The organism is Rothia sp. HMSC061E04, assembly GCF_001813685.1.
Classification (GTDB): Bacteria; Actinomycetota; Actinomycetes; order Actinomycetales; family Micrococcaceae; genus Rothia; species Rothia mucilaginosa.
On the sequence record NZ_KV813706.1, the window covers coordinates 307402 to 324398 of the forward strand.

The 16997-nt window shown below is 59.4% G+C and carries 15 protein-coding genes; 8 read left to right on the top strand and 7 right to left on the bottom strand.

Annotated features, from left to right (window positions below; translation table 11 throughout):
• Positions 1–215: 215 nt before the first annotated feature.
• The 6 genes from HMPREF2927_RS08070 (at position 216) to HMPREF2927_RS08095 (ending at position 5938) form a co-directional block, all read left to right on the top strand.
• Positions 216–932 carry a DUF6318 family protein gene (locus tag HMPREF2927_RS08070; protein WP_070687029.1) on the top strand — a complete coding sequence of 239 codons (717 nt, stop codon included), beginning with the start codon at positions 216–218 and terminating at the stop codon, positions 930–932.
• A 276-nt stretch (positions 933–1208) separates the two neighbouring features.
• Positions 1209–2219 carry a YeiH family protein gene (locus tag HMPREF2927_RS08075; RefSeq protein WP_070687031.1) on the top strand — a complete coding sequence of 337 codons (1011 nt, stop codon included), beginning with the start codon at positions 1209–1211 and terminating at the stop codon, positions 2217–2219.
• A gap of 411 nt (positions 2220–2630) precedes the next feature.
• Positions 2631–3131: a Cys-tRNA(Pro) deacylase gene (gene ybaK, locus HMPREF2927_RS08080; RefSeq protein WP_005506356.1), complete on the top strand. Its 501-nt coding sequence runs from the start codon at positions 2631–2633 to the stop codon at positions 3129–3131.
• Positions 3132–3218: 87 nt separating this feature from the next.
• Positions 3219–3695: a peptide-methionine (R)-S-oxide reductase MsrB gene (gene msrB / locus HMPREF2927_RS08085; RefSeq protein WP_049352947.1), complete on the top strand. Its 477-nt coding sequence runs from the start codon at positions 3219–3221 to the stop codon at positions 3693–3695.
• A gap of 213 nt (positions 3696–3908) precedes the next feature.
• The gene (locus tag HMPREF2927_RS08090) at positions 3909–5174 is read left to right on the top strand and encodes an HRDC domain-containing protein (protein WP_070687033.1); all 1266 of its coding nucleotides are present in this window, start codon (positions 3909–3911) and stop codon (positions 5172–5174) included.
• A gap of 224 nt (positions 5175–5398) precedes the next feature.
• Positions 5399–5938 (top strand): Rieske (2Fe-2S) protein, encoded by a 540-nt coding sequence (locus tag HMPREF2927_RS08095; protein ID WP_070687035.1) that lies wholly within the window; start codon positions 5399–5401, stop codon positions 5936–5938.
• A gap of 183 nt (positions 5939–6121) precedes the next feature.
• Here HMPREF2927_RS08095 and dxs read toward each other — a convergent pair whose 3' ends face one another.
• The 3 genes from dxs to HMPREF2927_RS08110 all read right to left on the bottom strand — a co-directional run bounded on the left by dxs (position 6122) and on the right by HMPREF2927_RS08110 (position 12409).
• The gene (gene dxs, locus HMPREF2927_RS08100) at positions 6122–8194 is read right to left on the bottom strand and encodes a 1-deoxy-D-xylulose-5-phosphate synthase (RefSeq protein ID WP_083311241.1); all 2073 of its coding nucleotides are present in this window, start codon (positions 8192–8194) and stop codon (positions 6122–6124) included.
• A 225-nt stretch (positions 8195–8419) separates the two neighbouring features.
• Complete coding sequence (locus tag HMPREF2927_RS08105) at positions 8420–10072, bottom strand: class I SAM-dependent RNA methyltransferase (RefSeq protein WP_070687037.1); 1653 nt, start codon at positions 10070–10072, stop codon at positions 8420–8422.
• 201 nt (positions 10073–10273) lie between these two features.
• Positions 10274–12409 (bottom strand): APC family permease, encoded by a 2136-nt coding sequence (locus HMPREF2927_RS08110; RefSeq protein WP_070687039.1) that lies wholly within the window; start codon positions 12407–12409, stop codon positions 10274–10276.
• Positions 12410–12602: 193 nt separating this feature from the next.
• On the opposite strand from HMPREF2927_RS08110, the gene HMPREF2927_RS08115 reads away from it, so the two are divergent.
• Positions 12603–13469, top strand: coding sequence for a potassium channel family protein (locus tag HMPREF2927_RS08115; RefSeq protein WP_070484239.1), 867 nt, complete (start codon positions 12603–12605; stop codon positions 13467–13469).
• Positions 13470–14123, top strand: coding sequence for a potassium channel family protein (locus HMPREF2927_RS08120; RefSeq protein WP_005506372.1), 654 nt, complete (start codon positions 13470–13472; stop codon positions 14121–14123).
• 118 nt (positions 14124–14241) lie between these two features.
• Here the strand turns inward: HMPREF2927_RS08120 and HMPREF2927_RS08125 are convergent, their stop codons facing one another.
• From HMPREF2927_RS08125 to dut, 4 genes are all read right to left on the bottom strand, one after another.
• The gene (locus HMPREF2927_RS08125; protein ID WP_070687041.1) at positions 14242–15018 is read right to left on the bottom strand and encodes a DUF3159 domain-containing protein; all 777 of its coding nucleotides are present in this window, start codon (positions 15016–15018) and stop codon (positions 14242–14244) included.
• Positions 15008–15547, bottom strand: a complete 540-nt coding sequence (locus tag HMPREF2927_RS08130) for a hypothetical protein (protein WP_049340596.1) — start codon at positions 15545–15547, stop codon at positions 15008–15010. The genes HMPREF2927_RS08125 and HMPREF2927_RS08130 overlap by 11 nt, the downstream gene beginning before the upstream one ends.
• Positions 15547–16338: a DUF3710 domain-containing protein gene (locus HMPREF2927_RS08135; protein WP_070687043.1), complete on the bottom strand. Its 792-nt coding sequence runs from the start codon at positions 16336–16338 to the stop codon at positions 15547–15549. Before HMPREF2927_RS08135 ends, HMPREF2927_RS08130 begins: the two co-directional genes overlap by 1 nt.
• 79 nt (positions 16339–16417) lie before the next feature.
• Positions 16418–16864, bottom strand: coding sequence for a dUTP diphosphatase (gene dut, locus HMPREF2927_RS08140; RefSeq protein WP_049354821.1), 447 nt, complete (start codon positions 16862–16864; stop codon positions 16418–16420).
• Positions 16865–16997: the final 133 nt, after the last annotated feature.

Below are 16997 nucleotides of genomic sequence, written 5' to 3' on the forward strand. Positions count from 1 at the left end.
TATTCGCTGCACCGCGACTGGCCCGACATGTAAAGCCCCCCCGTGGGTCTTACGTTGAGAAGCCACATGTTCGCCGAGAAGCCACTTCTTTCGTGGCTTTTCGAAATGCATGTGGCTTCTCAGCTATCGGGGTCCTTCCCTTCGGCTGGTTAGTCTTCCGGTTTCTAACCAGCCCCCCTCTTCACACACCACACCGATATGAGGAATACAATTCCATGACTTCCACCATTTTGACCCGCCGCGCACTGCTGGGCAGCGGCGCATTTGTGGGCATCGGTGCCCTGCTTGCAGCCTGCGGTCAGCAGGCGGCTAATGAGGCGGGCGCCTCGGCATCATCGACCGCCGCGTCGAGCGAGACCGCTTCGGCTTCTGCGGCGGCTTCTGAGTCGCCTTCGGCGAGTGCTACTCCGTCTACTGTTCGAGGCTACTCGGGCGGATCCAAGGCACCCGATGGGGAGTACCGAAAGGCTGACAAATATGGTCCAGCCCAGAATGTACCCAAACCCACCGCGCCCGAAGATGGCTACAACGAAAAGTCCTTAGAAGGCCTACGCAAAACATTTGACGCATGGGTCCAGTGGGGAAACTACGGTATCCAAACTGGTGACTATGCAAAGGCACGAGAATTTATTTCGCCTAATTTCAGCTCCGAATTAGAAGCTTACGAAAGCGTCGAAAAACTATACAGGCGCGGCGGATGGGTTATCGACGGTATCGAAAAATTTACAGCTGATGGGTCGCCTTGGTCCGAAGACGGCGAAACATATTTCTGGAAAATGTATCGTAACTGGAATCAGGAAATCCACGTTGAACCAGACGGTAAATGGACTGCATGGGATAACGAAGATAAAACTAACGATACTCTCAAAGTCAAAATGAAACATGACGGCCAAAAGTGGTCAATTCTAGACTTCGAAGAATTCAACGTCTAAGCAGCATTCACCTTTTTACACACCACACCGATATGAGGAATACATTTCCACGACTTCCGTTTTTCTTACCCGCCGCGCAATGACATGCAGTATGTATGGCCCTCTATGCTGGATACCTACGAGAAGGATATTAAGTTCCTCAAGGATATCGAACGCCTTTATCAGCGCGGAGGCTGAGGTGGTGCGCTCCCCGGGCTGGGTCTGTATTCCTACTTTCTAATTTACTTTTCTGACAGAAAAGATTATAATAAGAAGTATTTATTTTCGGAGGTTTTTATGTCATTTCTATCAAAAAATTGGGCAGGACTGTCAGTCTGTCTGATCATTTCTATCATCTCTTGGGTTTTAGGAGGATTTCTGCCTGTTGTGGGAGCACCTGTTTTCGCCATTTTTATCGGAATGATTCTCCATCCCTTTCTCACTTCCTATACACAACTGGATGCCGGTTTGACTTACAGCTCCAAAAAATTGCTTCAGTATGCTGTTATTTTGCTTGGGTTTGGACTCAGTATCTCACAAGTTTTCGCAGTTGGAACATCTTCCCTTCCTGTCATCATTTCGACCATTTCTATCGCTTTAATTATTGCTTTCTTTTTCCAACGCTTTTTTAACCTTGATACAAAGCTAGCTACCTTGATTGGAGTTGGATCTTCTATCTGTGGCGGTTCTGCCATTGCAGCGACTGCTCCTGTTATTCACGCCAAGGAAAAAGAAGTAGCCCAAGCTATTTCTGTTATCTTTTTCTTCAATGTCTTGGCGGCTCTTATCTTTCCAACTCTAGGTTCTTGGCTCCATCTTTCCAACGAAGGTTTTGCTCTCTTTGCGGGTACTGCAGTCAACGATACTTCCTCTGTGACAGCTACTGCTAGTGCCTGGGATAGTCTTTACAATGCAAACACTCTTGAGCCTGCAACTATTGTCAAGCTGACACGTACTCTAGCTATTATCCCTATCGTTCTCTTCCTCTCCTATTGGCAAAGCCGTCAACAAGGCGACAACCAAGGAGTGAAGCTTAAAAAAATCTTCCCCGTTTTCATTCTCTACTTTATCCTAGCTTCTCTGCTAACTACTCTTCTCACATCTTTCGGTGTCAGCACTAGCTTCTTTTCACCTCTCAAACAACTCTCCATATTCCTCATCATCATGGCTATGAGTGCTATTGGTCTCAAAACCAACCTCATTGCTATGATCAAATCCAGTGGAAAATCCATTTTTCTTGGAGCCCTTTGCTGGATTGCTATCATCCTGACTAGTCTTGGCATGCAATTACTCATCGGTATTTACTAAGAAAAAAGGGAGCCTAAAGGCTACCTCAGAACGTATACAAACGTCATTTTTGGCGTTTTATCTATGATGAAAAAACTAAAGAATACATGCTCATGCTGGAACACATTTGGGAATTCGTAATGTATGTTGAACCCGACGGGTCATATACCGAAGACAAAAATACGGCCGAAGGGGACGATAGCGGCGCTTACATTCTCAAATAATCAGATGGATTTTGGACTGTTGTTGGCTCGCTTTCTCAAGAGCAGCTGAAGGAAAAAGGGCTACTGAAATAACCCCATAACCATTGAGAAGCCACATGTGTTTCGAGAAGCCACGATAATGGTGGCTTTTCGAAACACATGTGGCTTCTCGGCGCATAGGTATCGGCGCATAGGTATCGGCGCATGGCGTCTTCCGTAAAATGGTTGTATGGCTAAGAAAACTAAAGGTAAGAAGAGCGGCGCAGCAACCGCCGCCGTAGCACTGCTGACCGAGACGAACACCCCCTTCCAGATGCGTGAATACGAGCACGTTGAGGGCGTCACTTCCTTCGGTGAAGAGGCCGCGAAGAACCTCGGCGCATCCGAGGAGCAGGTGTTCAAGACCCTGCTGATTGTGCACGAGAAGGATTTCGCGGTCGCGATCGTGCCGGTCTCTGGCAAGCTGAACATTAAGGCTGCCGCGGCAGCCCTGGGTTGGAAGAGCGCCTCCATGTGCGACCCGAAGGTCGCTGAGCGCCGCACCGGCTACGTGGTGGGCGGTATTTCTCCGCTGGGTCAGAAGACTCCCTCCCCCACTCTGCTCGATGAGTCTGCGCAGCTTTTTGACACGATCATGGTTTCTGGCGGTAAGCGCGGCCTGGATGTTGAGCTCGCTCCGGACGACCTGCTGAAGCTCACCAACGGCAAGTACGCTGACATCCGCGCTTAGTCCGCGCTCAGTGGGAATAATCCGCCCGGCCGCGGCGTTACATATGTCGTAAGAGCCTGGGCATGAGAGCAAACTGAAGGAGTCATGATGGGCAATTCGCTACCCGGCGTGGGTGCTATCGCCAAGAACTGGCGTGAAGTGCTCAAGCCTGAAGAGTACGCTGTTCTGCGTGAGGGCGGCACCGAGCGCGCGTTCACGGGCGAGTACTGGAACACCCACACGGAGGGTGTGTATTCTTGCCGTGCCTGCGGTACGGAGCTGTTCCGTTCCGATCAGAAGTTCGATTCGCATTGTGGTTGGCCGTCGTTTTTCGCGCCGCTGGCTGAGGACCGTGTGCGTTACTTGGAGGACACGACGTTCGGTATGCGCCGTGTGGAGGTGCGTTGCGCCGCCTGCGATTCGCACCTGGGTCACGTGTTTGAGGGTGAGGGCTACCCGACTCCCACGGATTTGCGGTATTGCATTAATTCGGTGTGTCTGACGCTGGCCCCGGCTGGTGAAGCACAGCCTGGTGATACTCCGGTTGACGAGGCGCCAGCTGACGAGGCGGAAGCCGCCGAATAAACCCCGGCAAGACCCCCAGCGGGCACGCCGGTGAACCCCTTATTGTGAGTCTCTCTAAATTCGAGGCTTTAGGCTCGGGCGGGTAGAATGGCGTAGTGCCTTCGCGGGCACGCCACCCCGCCCGGGCTCATGTTTGCTCGGGCGTGCGCCTACCCGGGCATCTGGCGCATCATATGGGCGCGTCGAATCAGACAGAGGAAAAGGATTGAGTGCATGAGTACCGCAGCTGAACAGAATGCCGCAGGCACCCCTCAGCTGACCCTTAACGGTATCGAAGTTCCGGACGTTGTTCCTCTGGAGGCCCCTTCCTCACCGATTCCGACTCTCATCACCACTGAGAGCGGTCTGCGTCGTGCCGCTGAGCAGTTGGCGGCGGCGTCCGGCCCGGTGGCTGTTGATACGGAGCGTGCCCAGGGCATCCGCTACGGTTCGCGTGCTTTTTTGGTGCAGCTTAAGCGTGAAGATCAGCTGTACCTGATTGACCCTGAGGCGTTTAAGGATTTGCGCATTATTAACGATGCTCTGGCGGATGCTGAGTGGGTTATTCACGCCGCAATTCAGGACTTCCCGAGCCTGGATATGCTCGGTATGCGCCCGAACCGTCTGTTTGATACGGAGCTTGGTGCGCGTCTTGCCGGTCTGGAGCGCGTGAACCTGGGTGCGACCGTTGAGGAGCTTCTCGGCTATAAGCTGGCGAAGAAGCACTCGAAGGAAGACTGGTCGCGCCGCCCCCTGCCGGAATCCTGGTTGAACTATGCTCTGCTGGACGTTGACGTGCTCATTGATTTGCGTGACGCGTTGGAGGATTTGCTCCGCCAGCAGGGTAAGCTGCAGTACGCCCTGGAGGAGTTCGAGTACCTGTGCAAGACCCCGGTGAAGGATCCGACGGATCAGCCGGAGCGTTGGCGTAAGACGAAGGGCCGCACGATGTTGCGTTCGGTCAAGCAGCTGACGGCGCTACGTAACCTGTGGGTTGAGCGTGACTCGCTGGCACGTAAAAAGGACGTCGACGCGAAGCGTCTGCTGCCCGATTCTGCGATTGTGGAGGCGGCACGCACCATGCCGCGTAACGTTCCCGCCATCATGGCGATCCCCGGTTTTCAGACGCGTGGTTTGCGTCGTGAGGGACCGCGTTGGGTGCGTGCTATTGCTGCGGCGGCACGCGGTGAGAACGCTGTACCGTTCACTTTGCCGTCGACTGCCCCGCCGCCGTTGAAGGCGTGGGAGTCTAAGCGCCCCGAGAACTTGGCGCTGTTCACCGAGGTTCGTCAGGCGATTGATGAGCTGTCGGAGAAGCTGACCATTCCGGCGCAGAACCTGATCACGACCGATTATGTTCGCCGCCTCTGCTGGGAGCCGCCGGCTCGTTTTGACGAGCAGACCTTGCGGGATGCGCTCGCCGAGTACGGTGCGCGTTCGTGGCAGACGGGTCTGGTTGCCCCCGTGATTGCGCCGATTTTTGCCCGCCACCTGGGGTAGATTTCTCTAACGTTGAATAGATGTGCGTGCCGGTTGGGTGTGTTGCTGATGCGACCGCCCGACCGGCATTTTGTGTGCCTCGGGAGTTTGACACGGTAGTTTGTCCCGGTATTTTGCCTCAGCAGTTTGTCTCCGGTGCAAACGTGAACCAAGCTTAGCCTGCTCTCATTCGATTTTTGTCCCAAACCGGCATAGGGTGGAGAGAGTACACGAAAGGAACCACCATGCCCGCACCCAACGGATGCTGCCGCTCTCAGAAGGCATGCGCCTCCCCCACTGCATCTGCCACTACCGAATCTGCAACCGTCGACACCGCAGTCGATACCACAGAAACTGATTCTTCTGCGCGCGTCTTCTCCCGCCGCGCAACCCTCATCACCGGCGCCGTCACATCCGGTGCGTTGCTCGCCTCCTGCGCTGAAGGTGACTCCAACGTTACCGCGCCCGAAGGCACCGTTGAGGTAGGTTCCGCCTCCGCAGTGGGCGTGGGCAAGGCGGCACGCCTGACTCACGGCTCCACGACCGTTATCGTCTCCCAGCCGTCCGCGGGCGAGTACAAGGCGTTCAGCACCGTGTGCACCCACCAGGGCTGCCAGGTGCAGGTGCAGGATTCCAACCGCATCGTGTGCCCCTGCCACGGTTCCGAGTTCGCTGTAGCTGACGGCTCGGTCGTGCACGGCCCCGCGGAGTCGCCCCTTGCCAGCTACCCGGTGCAGGAGAAGGGCGGCAAAATTTTCGTCACCCACACCTCCAAGGATTCCTAAACCGGCGGCTCAGAACCTACGCACAGCAAAACCTCCATACGGCAAGACCTGCGCACAGCAAAGCCCCACCCATCACAATCGATGGGCGGGGCTTTGTGCTGTCTTATGGTACCCGCTACTGATGCCTACTATTGCGGCGCGCTACTAAGAGAAGCTTAGGCGGCACATTTCAGGTACGACCGCTTAGCGGGTGTGGCGCGGCTTCTGACCCTCTTCACGGGCGAACGGAACCTTATCGCCAGCCAGCTGCGCACGCAGATCCGCGATGATGGTTTCCGCGGTCAGGCCGACCTCCTCCAGAATCTGCTCGCGAGAAGCGTGCGGAATGAACTCCGCCGGAAGACCCAGCTCGCTCAGCGCAGTGTCCACGCCAGCCGCACGCATTTCCTGGCGGATGCGCGAACCCACACCACCGGAACGCACGCCGTCCTCAATGGTCACCACAATGCGGTGATCACGAGCCAGTTCAACGACCGAAGACGGCACCGGCATCACCCAGCGCGGGTCAACCACGGTGGACTGGATGCCCTCGGCGGCAAGCACCTTGGAGGCTTCCAGAGCCACGCGAGCCATAGCGCCCACGGCAACGAACAGTACGTCACGCTGACCGGTTTCCGGGTGGGGTTCACCGGTGCGTGCCAGCACGTCCACGCCGTCGCTGCGGCGCTCCAGGGCGGGAATGTCCTCGCCCACGGAGCCCTTCGGGTAGCGAATCACGGTCGGTGCGTCGTTAATAGCTACAGCCTCACGCAGCTCTTCGCGCAGGGTCGCGCCATCACGCGGAGCCGCCAGGTGCAGGCCCGGAATGAACTGCAGCATCGCCAAATCCCACATGCCGTGGTGGCTTGCACCGTCCGGGCCGGTAATGCCGGAGCGGTCCAGCACCACGGTCACGCCCGCCTTGTGCAGGGCAACGTCCATGAGCAGCTGGTCAAAGCCGCGGTTCAGGAAGGTTGCGTAGAGAGCAACCACCGGGTGCATGCCGCCGTACGCCAGGCCTGCACTCATCGCCACGGCGTGCTGCTCAGCGATACCTACGTCAATAACGCGCTCGGGGTGGCGCTTCTGGAATTCGCGCAGACCCACGGGAATGAGCATCGCGCCGGTAATACCGACGACGTTCTCCTGCTCATCCGCAATATCTGCGATTTCGCTACCAAAGACACCGGTCCACGACTCGGAGGTGCTGGTCGAAACATCCTCACCGGTCAGCGGGTCAATCTGGCCCACCGCGTGGAACTGGTCGTCCTCGTTCGCGCGGGCGGGTGCGTAGCCGTGGCCCTTCTCGGTAATGGCGTGCACGATGACCGGGCCGGCGTAGTTCTTTGCCGCGGTCAGCGCGTTCTCCACAGCCTGCTGGTCGTGGCCGTCAATGGGGCCCACGTACTTCATGCCCAGGTCTTCGAAAATACCCTTGGGCACGACGACGTCCTTAATGCCCGCCTTCATGCCGTGCAGGCCGCGGTACACCATCTGACCGACGGGGCCGCCACGCTGCAGGCCGATGCGCACTGCATCCAGCGCGTGGTCGTAGCGGTGATCGAGGCGCACGCGATCCACCTGCTGCTGCACGCCGTGCTTCAGCTCAGACAGCTGGTTGGCGAAACCGCCAATGGTCGGCGCGTAGGAGCGGCCGTTATCGTTGACCACGATCACGACCTTGCGGGTGCGGTCGGCTGCAATATTGTTCACAGCCTCCCACGCCATGCCGCCGGTCAGCGCGCCGTCACCAATGAGAACCACGGTGTAGCGGTCATCTTCACCGTTGAGCTTGTGCGCGCGAGAAATACCGTCAGCCCACGAAATCGAGCTGGAGGCGTGCGAAGAAGCAATAATGTCGTGCTCAGACTCGCCGCGATCCGGGTAACCGGACAGGCCGCCCTTCTGGCGCAGAGTCTTAAACGCGTGACGACCAGTCACCAGCTTATGCACATACGACTGGTGGCCGGTGTCGAAAAGAATATTATCCTTGGGAGATTCGAAGACACGGTGAATGCCGAGGGTCAGCTCCACAACGCCCAGGTTCGGGCCCAGATGACCGCCGGTCGCAGACACGTTCGTCACGATGAACTGGCGAATCTCCTTAGAAAGCTCCTCCAGCTGCTCGTAGCTGAGGTTCTGCAGATCCGCCGGGGACTGAATGCCGGGGAGCAACTTGGCAGTGGCACCGTCGCCAATGCTGTAGTCTGCGGTGGGTGCGCCACCGGCGACGCTATTCGGGGTCTCCTCCTGCGGCAATGCGTTTTCAGCGGACATACACCCACACTCCTCAAGGTCGGGGCACGGCTCATTCCGTGCGTTGGTTCTTCAATGATTCTACCGTTTAAGGTGCCAAAAAGCAGATTTATGCGCCCGCAGAGCAAGACGCACCGGGTTGAGCGAAAACGGCCTGAAATAACCCCTAGTGGGCAGGCTGGTGAACAGCCCAACCCGCCCAACACGGCGATTATTTGCTTCTTTGTTACAGCTACTAGCTGCGCGCTACTTGGTGCGGCGGCGGCGCGGACGAGGCTTCGCCGGGGCACGCTCAAAAAGTGCCACCGACTCCACGTGATGCGTATTCGGGTACATATCAAACGCCCGAAGCTGCACCATGTCCCAACCCAGCTCACGCAAAATACCGGTGTCACGGCCCAGGGATGCCGGGTCGCACGCCACGTACAGAATACGCTTGGGGTCCAGCGCATCCAGGCGTTCCAGGGTGGTTCGGTTCGCGCCCTCACGGGACGGGTCAAGGACCACCGCATCAATAGCGGGGATTTCACCAAATTCAAGGGCGGTCTTCAGATCTACCAGGTGGCGTGCCACATCACCGCGAATCACCTCAATGCGGGTGTCCGCAGAGTTCTCGGTGCGGGAGCAACCATCCGGCGCGAAGTTCGAGCGCGCATCCTTATGGGTCACCGGGGAACCCTCAATGCTGACGACGGTACCGGTCGCGCCCACGGCGTCCGCGAGCGCGGCGGTGAACAGGCCCGCGCCGGCGTACAGGTCGAGGGTGCATTCGCCTTCCTGCGGGCGGAGCATGGTGAGCATGGTTCCGACCATGGTGGAGGGGGCGGCGCGGTGAATCTGCCAGAAGCCGCCGGCGGACACCTGGTAGCTGAATCGACGGGATCCGAAGGTGACTTCTTCGGTGACGGAGCGCAGACCCGCGCCGAGCAGCTGGTCGCCTTCGGGTACGCGGCGGTAGGGGCTGTGGGCGGAGCCGGGGCGGCGGCGCTTGGGTTTGCCGTTGGAGGTGGACTGCGGGGTGAAGAAGAGGGAGATCTTGCGCTTGGCGAGCAGTCCCCAGGCGTCAGCTGCCTGCTGTTCGATGTCCTTGGAGACTTCTTCGATGGAGAAGCGCGGGTCAACGATGAACTGCAGGAGGATCCTGCCGCGGGAGGAGACGGTTGCCTCGACTTCACTTACGCCGCGCAGGTTCAGCCGCTCAAGCTCTAGGTTGCGCAGTTCGAGTGCGGCGAGGGGAAAGTCTACGACCGGTACGGGCTGGGAGGCGCGGTAGGGGTGCATACCGACGCGCCAGGTGACGGCGGGGCTCTTCTTGCCGTCGCTGTTCTGCTCGCCGTTCTTCTCTTCGCTATCTTGCGCACGGACCTTGGTCACGTTGTAGCGCACACGGGTACGCCAGGACAGACCCTCGTTATTATCGCGCAGGGGAAGCTCTTCAACGATGAGGTTGGTCAGCAGGGGCGACTCGAGGGGCAGACCGCCCAGTCGGTTGATTTGGGTGCGGACGATGTCGGTCTTGTAGCGTCGCTGCTCAGCCAGGCTGATGTGGCCGTATTCCATGCCGCCAAGTAGTTCGGGTACGCCGGTTGCTGCGGCGCGTTCCTCGTCGGTTGCGAGCGCATCCGCCTGGATCCAGGGGTGGGGGCGGCGTACCAGGGAGGGTACGGGTACGGAGATTACATCTGCGAAGTAGAAGCGGCGCTTGGGGCCGATGGCGGTGATGCGTACTTCTGCCTGTTCGCCAACAATGCCGTGACGCACGAAGATGACGCCCTGTTCGGTGCGCGCTACGAAAGCGCCGCCATGCGCGGGTGCCTCACAGGTGACGGTGAGGGTCTGCCCGACGCTGTATCCGTCTACGTTGTTGGAGGCGGCAGGCGTGGTAGCAGTGTGGGTCACAGCATTGTCTCCTAAAGAATCACTTAATGTGAACTATTTTACACCGGATTGTGCCTTCACTCCGGTTCCGACGCCCCACAGGGGGCACCAAATAGGTTGCAAAAGGCAAAGTCCAGGCGCTATGCGGGGTGCTCAAGTAAAGTTGCGGGGCAATTGACAGGGCTCGGCGCTGGGCAATTATTTCTAGGTACCGGGCGATTATTATGGCTGGCGTTTCTTCTCGCGCGCCACAGCGTCCGCCTCGTGCAGGCGGCCGCGGTACACCGCGTGGCGATTGCTCTGAGTCAGTTCACGGCCGCCACCTGCAGAACGAGTAATCTTCGGGGCGACAGCTTCCGTTGGGCCTTCTGCTTCTACCGTTGATTCTTCGCTTTGTAAACGCTGATCAAAAATCTCATCATACACCTCATCCTCGTGCATCGCCCAGGGCACGGTCGCGGTCATGACGCCAGGCTCGTGCAAAAGCGCCTGCTTGAGGCGGCGCACCGTGCGGCGGTGCAGAATACGCTGCCACCAGTGCTTCACCACAAACTCCGGGAGGTACACCACCAAAATATCGCGCGGTGACTTCTTGCGGCGGCGGCGAATATACGAGACGACAGCCTCCACCGTGTCACGGTACGGCGAATCAATCACCGACAGCGGCACCGGAATGCCCAGGGCGTACCAGCGTTTCTTCACAATCTCCAGGGCGGCGCGGTCGTTGTTGACCGTCAGCGCCTCAATCGTGGAGGGGCGGCCGGCACGCGCATACGAGAGGGCACGAACCGCCGGGCGGCGCACACGCTCCACGTACACGATGGCGTGCACACGCGAAGGCAGGGCCGCCACATCCGCGACGGATTCGGCGTTCAGGGGGATGTCCAGGGCGGCATCCACCGCATCGTAGTGGCGGCGAGTCACAACCATACCTCCAACCATCAGGGCAATCATTCCAAGGGAGAGCCACGCGCCGGCAGCGAACTTCGTCACCACGATGGTGACCAGCACCGCGGTGGTCACGACCACACCCACCGTAGATACCGCAATATCGCGTAGCAGGGCGCGGCGCGGCATCTGCGCGAGGGTAATACGCAGCAGGCGCATACGGTAACGCACCACCGCCAGTTGCACCAGCATCATGGACAGGCACATGCCCACAATGTACAGCTGAATCAGCGAGTACACGTCCGAACCGAAAATGCAGGTGAGGAAAATTGAGAATGCCGACAGCGCCAGCACACCGTTCGCGTACAGGCCGCGTGAATCCACGCTGCGGAAGAATACCGGCAGGTACTGGTAATCAGCCAGCGACGAGGCAATCACCGGGAAGCCCGTAAACGCCGTCAGTGAGGCAATAATCAGCACGCCTACCGTCGCAAACACCAGCAGCTGCGCGAAGAACGGCACACCCTGATAAATCGCCAAAGCCACCTGATACAGCGCCGGCTTCTGGTGGAAATACTCCCCCGGCGTGTGCCCGTCAATGAACAAGAAACGGGTCGTATCGTGCACCATGTGCACGCGGGTTGCCGCCGCAAAACCGAGCAGGCTCACCAGCAGGACCGAGGTAATCAGACCCATCAGCATCATGGTGACCGCCGCATTATATTTCTTCGGGCGGCGGAAATACTTTACCGAATTAGAGATCGTAGAAACACCCGAGAACGCCACCAAGCCAGCAGAGAACGAACGTGCCAGAAGTAGCACCAGCGCCAGGCCTTCCAGAGCATGATCGTGGTATTCGGGGGCAATCACATAGGTCGCTGATTCAGCCAGCGGCAGAGTACCCGTGGCGGCACGAACCCAACCCACAATGAGGGTGACCCCCAACAGCGCCAAGAAAACGTACAGCGGCCAGTACGCGATCTTTCCCAGCAGCTGCACTCCACGCAACGCAAACAGCGTCAGGGCAACAATGAGTAGCACCGCAATGAGGGTGCGCCAATCCTGAATCTGCGGGTACAGCGCCACCAAAAACGAGGATGCCGAAGACATAGACACCGCCACCGTGAGCATATAGTCCATCAGCGAGGATGCACCCATCACGATCGAGGGCAGCGCACCCAGTTTGCGGTACACCAGCTGAATATCGCCCTCGGAAGCAATCTGGTTAATGTTGTACCGGTACGTGCCAATCACCAACAGACCGACCATCGCCACGCCCAAACCAATCCAGGGTGAAAAAGCGAGCGCAGACGCACCCGCAGCGGCAAGGGTCAGGATCATCTGGTCGGCGGCGTAGGCGACCGAAGAAATGCCGTCGGCACCGAAAAGAGGCAGGGCATAGCGCTTCGGCAGCGCGACTGCCGAAAGATTTCGCGTGCTGACCGGCTGACCGGTCAGGGCGATGCGCATCCTATCCCAACGATTCCTCACGCTGTTAAGGCTATCGGTCGCGGCTTCAAAGCTCAATTTTATTCAGCCGAATAGTGGGCATTGCGAGCGGAATATCACGGAGCATCGGCGTGGAGGCTCACCCGCCCATTACACTGGTAGAGGTAGGCGGTAACGCTTTATCACCGTAAAACATCAACACTCGGAGGGATGTATGCCTCACTTCGTCATTATGGGTGCCGGACGCGTGGGCGTCATGTTGGCGCGCACTCTGGAAGCTTCGGGGCATACGGTCGCCGTCATTGACCAGGACGAACGTGCTTTCCAGCCGCTGCGTAAAGGCTTTGAGGGACGTCTGGTGACCGGTGTCGGTTTCGATGAGGACACTCTCAAGCGTGCCGGTATTACCGAGGCGTACGCTTTTGCCGCCGTCTCTTCGGGCGATAACTCGAATATTATTGCCGCCCGTGTGGCACGCGAAATGTTCAAGGTGAAGAACGTTGTGGCGCGTGTGTACGACCCGAACCGCGCCGAATTCTTTCAGCGCATGGGCATTCCCACGGTCGCTTCGGTGCGTTGGTCCACCGACCAGGTGCTGCGCCGCCTGCTACCCGAGCAGGCGCTCAAGGGTGATTTCCGTGAACCCTCGGGCCGCCTCATGCTCACCGAAATTCCGCTCGACGACGGCTGGGCGGGTCACGCCCTGACCAGTATCGAACGTGCCGCCGGGGTGCGCATCGCCTACATCACCCGCTTTGGTGAGGGCATGCTCCCCCGCCCGGATTCCGCCTACCAGCAGGGCGATAGTGTGCACGTCATGATGCGCACCGACGACGTTGCGGACGTAACCCGTATTCTCTCCCGCCCGCCGCGCGTTGAAGACGAAGAAGTGGAGGCGAACTACGCCCCCGCCTCGGGCCACCGCAAGCACCCCCACGCCCCGAAGAAACCCGCCGAACAGAAGCACAACGACGGCCCCGTTATCGAGCATGAATTTCACCTCGGTGACACTCCCCCGGAGCTGCCCGACCCCCTCGAACTCATCGGCCGCCATCGTGACTCCTCGAAAGGTGAGAAGTAAGTGAAGGTCCTCATTGTTGGTGCCGGTTCCGTGGGCGCCTCCATCGCTAAAGAGCTCATGATGAACGGCCACGACGTGACCATCATCGACTCCAAGCCCGAAGTCAAGAAGCGCGCCGATCTGCCCGGCGTGCGCTGGCATATTGGTGACGCCTGCGAACTGTCCGTACTGCGCCAGGTGCACCCGAACAAGGCGGACGTGGTCGTTGCCGCAACCGGTGACGATAAGGCAAACCTAATGGTCTCCCTGCTGGTGCGCAGTGAGTTTGGTGTGCCGCGCACCGTGGCGCGCGTGAACAACCCGCGTAATGAGTGGCTCTTTGACGATTCCTGGGGCGTGGACGTTGCGGTGTCTACCCCGCGTCTGATGACCGCCCTCGTCGAGGAAGCCGTGGAAGTCGGCGACGTGGTGCGCCTGCTGACTCTGCAAGCTGGCGGCGCGACCCTCGCCGAGTACACCGTGCCGGATGACCACCCCGTCATCGGTTACCGCGTGGATCACGTGCAGTGGCCCGTTGATACGGTGCTCACCGCAATTCTGCGTGACGGCGCCCCGATCCCGCCCAGCGCGGACGTGGCGATTGAGGGCGGCGACGAGCTGTTCTTCATCACGACCATTGCTGGTGAGGATCAGATCCGCGCACTATTTGCATAGCACTGTTCGCATAGCGTTTATACGTAAGTTTTTGAGGAGGCGAAAGCCCCGGTCACCCATAGAGTACCGAGGCATTCGCATACTTCTATGAAGTTCTTCTACGTATGAAGTTGTGGGGTTAGCGGCTTTCTGAACCGTCAACTTCGGCAGTTTCGTCAGCCTCGGGGTCCTCGCTCACCGGCGCCTCCTCGGGAGCCGACACACGCCACGCCAGCCACACGCCCAAAGCATACAGCGGCAGACCCATAATCAGGCGGGTCGCACCCAGCGCCTCCACATTATTCGCAAAATACAGGGGCACCTGCACGGCAAGGCGTAGCATCATCAGGACGGTAATAATCCAGGTCGCCAGCATGTACTGGCGCAGGCGTACCGGGTTCTGGCGCCAGCTCAGCGCCTCACCGCGAATGACCGCAAAAATCAGGCCCATCAGCGGCCAACGCACCAGCATCGACAGCAGATACGCCAGAATGTACACGCCGTTCGTCCAGAAACCGACCACAAAGTAGTCACTCGCGTTACCGGTACGGTACGCCGCAAACGCACAGATTGCCACGCCCACCAGACCGGTCAGCGCGCTCACCAACTTAGAGCCCTGCACCAGACGGACCAGCGTGAACACACCCGCCGCAGCCAGCGCCGCAATCAGGGACAGGTTCAGTTCCTTCGTCACGGTGAACAGCACCAGGAACGCCACCGCCGGCAGCGAAGACTCCACCAGGCCGCGCCAGCCGCCGATAGCGTGCAGAATATCCACATCACCGTTGGCGGTGCGGCGCATATTCGCGCCCATGGAGGCGCTCAGGCTCTGCGCAAACTGGTTCCCCTCCCGCGCAGGGTCAGTTGCGGGGTTAGCGTTCGGGTCGGGCTGGGTCGAAGACTGCTCAGCGCTCATATTTTCCCTTCTCAGCAAAGAATTGCGGCACAATCTCATAGCGCGGGTTGTAAATCACCGGCTGATGCGCCCTCACCGACACCACGCCGGAACAGCGCAACAGCGCACCGGCAAGCACGCCGGGCACCATCCGCTGCCCCTGCCACTTCAGCAGAATCCGGTCCCCCGGGTTGAACGGCGCATAGGGCGGGAACGACACCTCGTGCTGATCCTGCACCGCCACGGTCGCCAAAGACGCCGTGTTCAGGTGGTGTTGCTTCTCGGAATCCTCGGACTCCTCGTCGAAATCCTCACCGGGCGGCTCCACAATCGGCATGCCAATCAGCGCCAACGGGCTCGACCACTGCAGAGGCTTCGACTTCGCCACCACCAGCTCGGCACGGTACATCGGCTTATCCTGCAGCGCAGGCAACCACACCTGCTCCACGCGTCCGGCAAGGCGTACGCGAAAGCGCTCGGGGTACCCGGGAGCAAGAATCTGCTCCTCCGGCACCGCGAGCGCACTCGGGTAGTTCGAGAACTCAGGCATTAGCCAATCTCGGTAATCTCAGGGCCGCGGCGAGGCATCGGGCGCAGCTTGCTGTGCTCGTTCTCGGTCTCTTCTTCCACGGAGGGCTCTTCCTCAGCCACAACCAGGTCGGCGGGCAGAGTCATGGGCAGCAGTTCGCGCGGCGGGCGCGGGTCGTCGCCACGGTCCACCACGACGGTGCGGAAAACTTCCTCCACGGATGCGGCAGCCTTGTCGTCACCGAGCACAGCCGCGCCGGAAATCACACCGCGCAGGAACCAACGGGGGCCGTCCACGCCCACGAAGCGGGCGATGCGCTCGCCGGGCTGACCGTCCGGGGTGAAGGCGGGCAGGCGGGTCAGCATCTCGGCACCGAACACGCCGGCGTAGATTTCGACGTTGCCGCCCTGGGAGGCGACGGACTCGGTCAGGTCGTGACGGATGTCGTCCCAGATGCCGGTGGTGCGCGGTGCGGCGAATGCCTGCACCTGCAGGGTTGCGCCGTCGCGGGTGATGGTTGCGGCGATGACGGCACCGGTTGCGTCGTCAGTCTCGAGGCGCAGGTTCATGCCGTCGAGCAACTTGATGCGCAACGCGCCCAGGTCGACGTAGTCTTCGAGGTCTTCGGCGGTGACTTCTTCAATGTCGTGGGGGCCGTTGACGCGGTCGTACTTAATGACCTCGGGAGAGTTCTCCTCTTCCTTCAGCTCCTCAACCTCGACGTTGGTCTCTTCGACCTCTTCGGCGACAGCCTTGTCGATGGCGGCCTTTTCAGCCTCCTCGGCGCGCTTCTTCTTACCAAATCCGAACATGGTATTCCTCCTTTCCCCGCACGCAGGGTGCGGGGGGGGGTTCTTCTCTTCTCTCGTGCCGTTTCGCGGTGAGAGCAGACTAGTGGATTCCGCTGGAGCCGAAGCCGCTGGAGCCGCGTTCGGTCTGATCCAGTTCGTCCACCACGGTAAAGGTTGCGTGCTCGTACTTCTGAATGATCAGCTGGGCGATGCGGTCGCCGCGCTGCACGTGGAAGGACTTGGTCTTGTCAGTGTTGAGCAGGGTGACCATCAGCTCGCCGCGGTAGCCGGAATCGACAGTGCCGGGCGCGTTCACAATGGTGATACCGTTCTTGGTCGCCAGGCCGGAGCGCGGGTGCACCAGGCCAACGTAGCCTTCGGGCAGGGCGATTGCCACGCCGGTGGGTACCAGGGCGCGTTCGCCCGGCTCCAGTTCGAAGTCGATGCGGGAGCGCAGGTCGGCGCCAGCGTCGCCGGGCTTTGCGTAAGCGGGTGCGGGCAGCTCGGGGTCGAGCAGCTTAATGTGGACGTTTACGGGGGTCATCATGGTCAATACTCTAACCTTTCGCGGGTGTCTGTGCCATTACCTCGCGCTGTGTTGAGGCTCTACTGCGGGGTGTTTGGGGTGCGTGTTCGCGTTCAGCACGTGCCGCGGTGTGCCATGGTGTGCCACAGCGTGC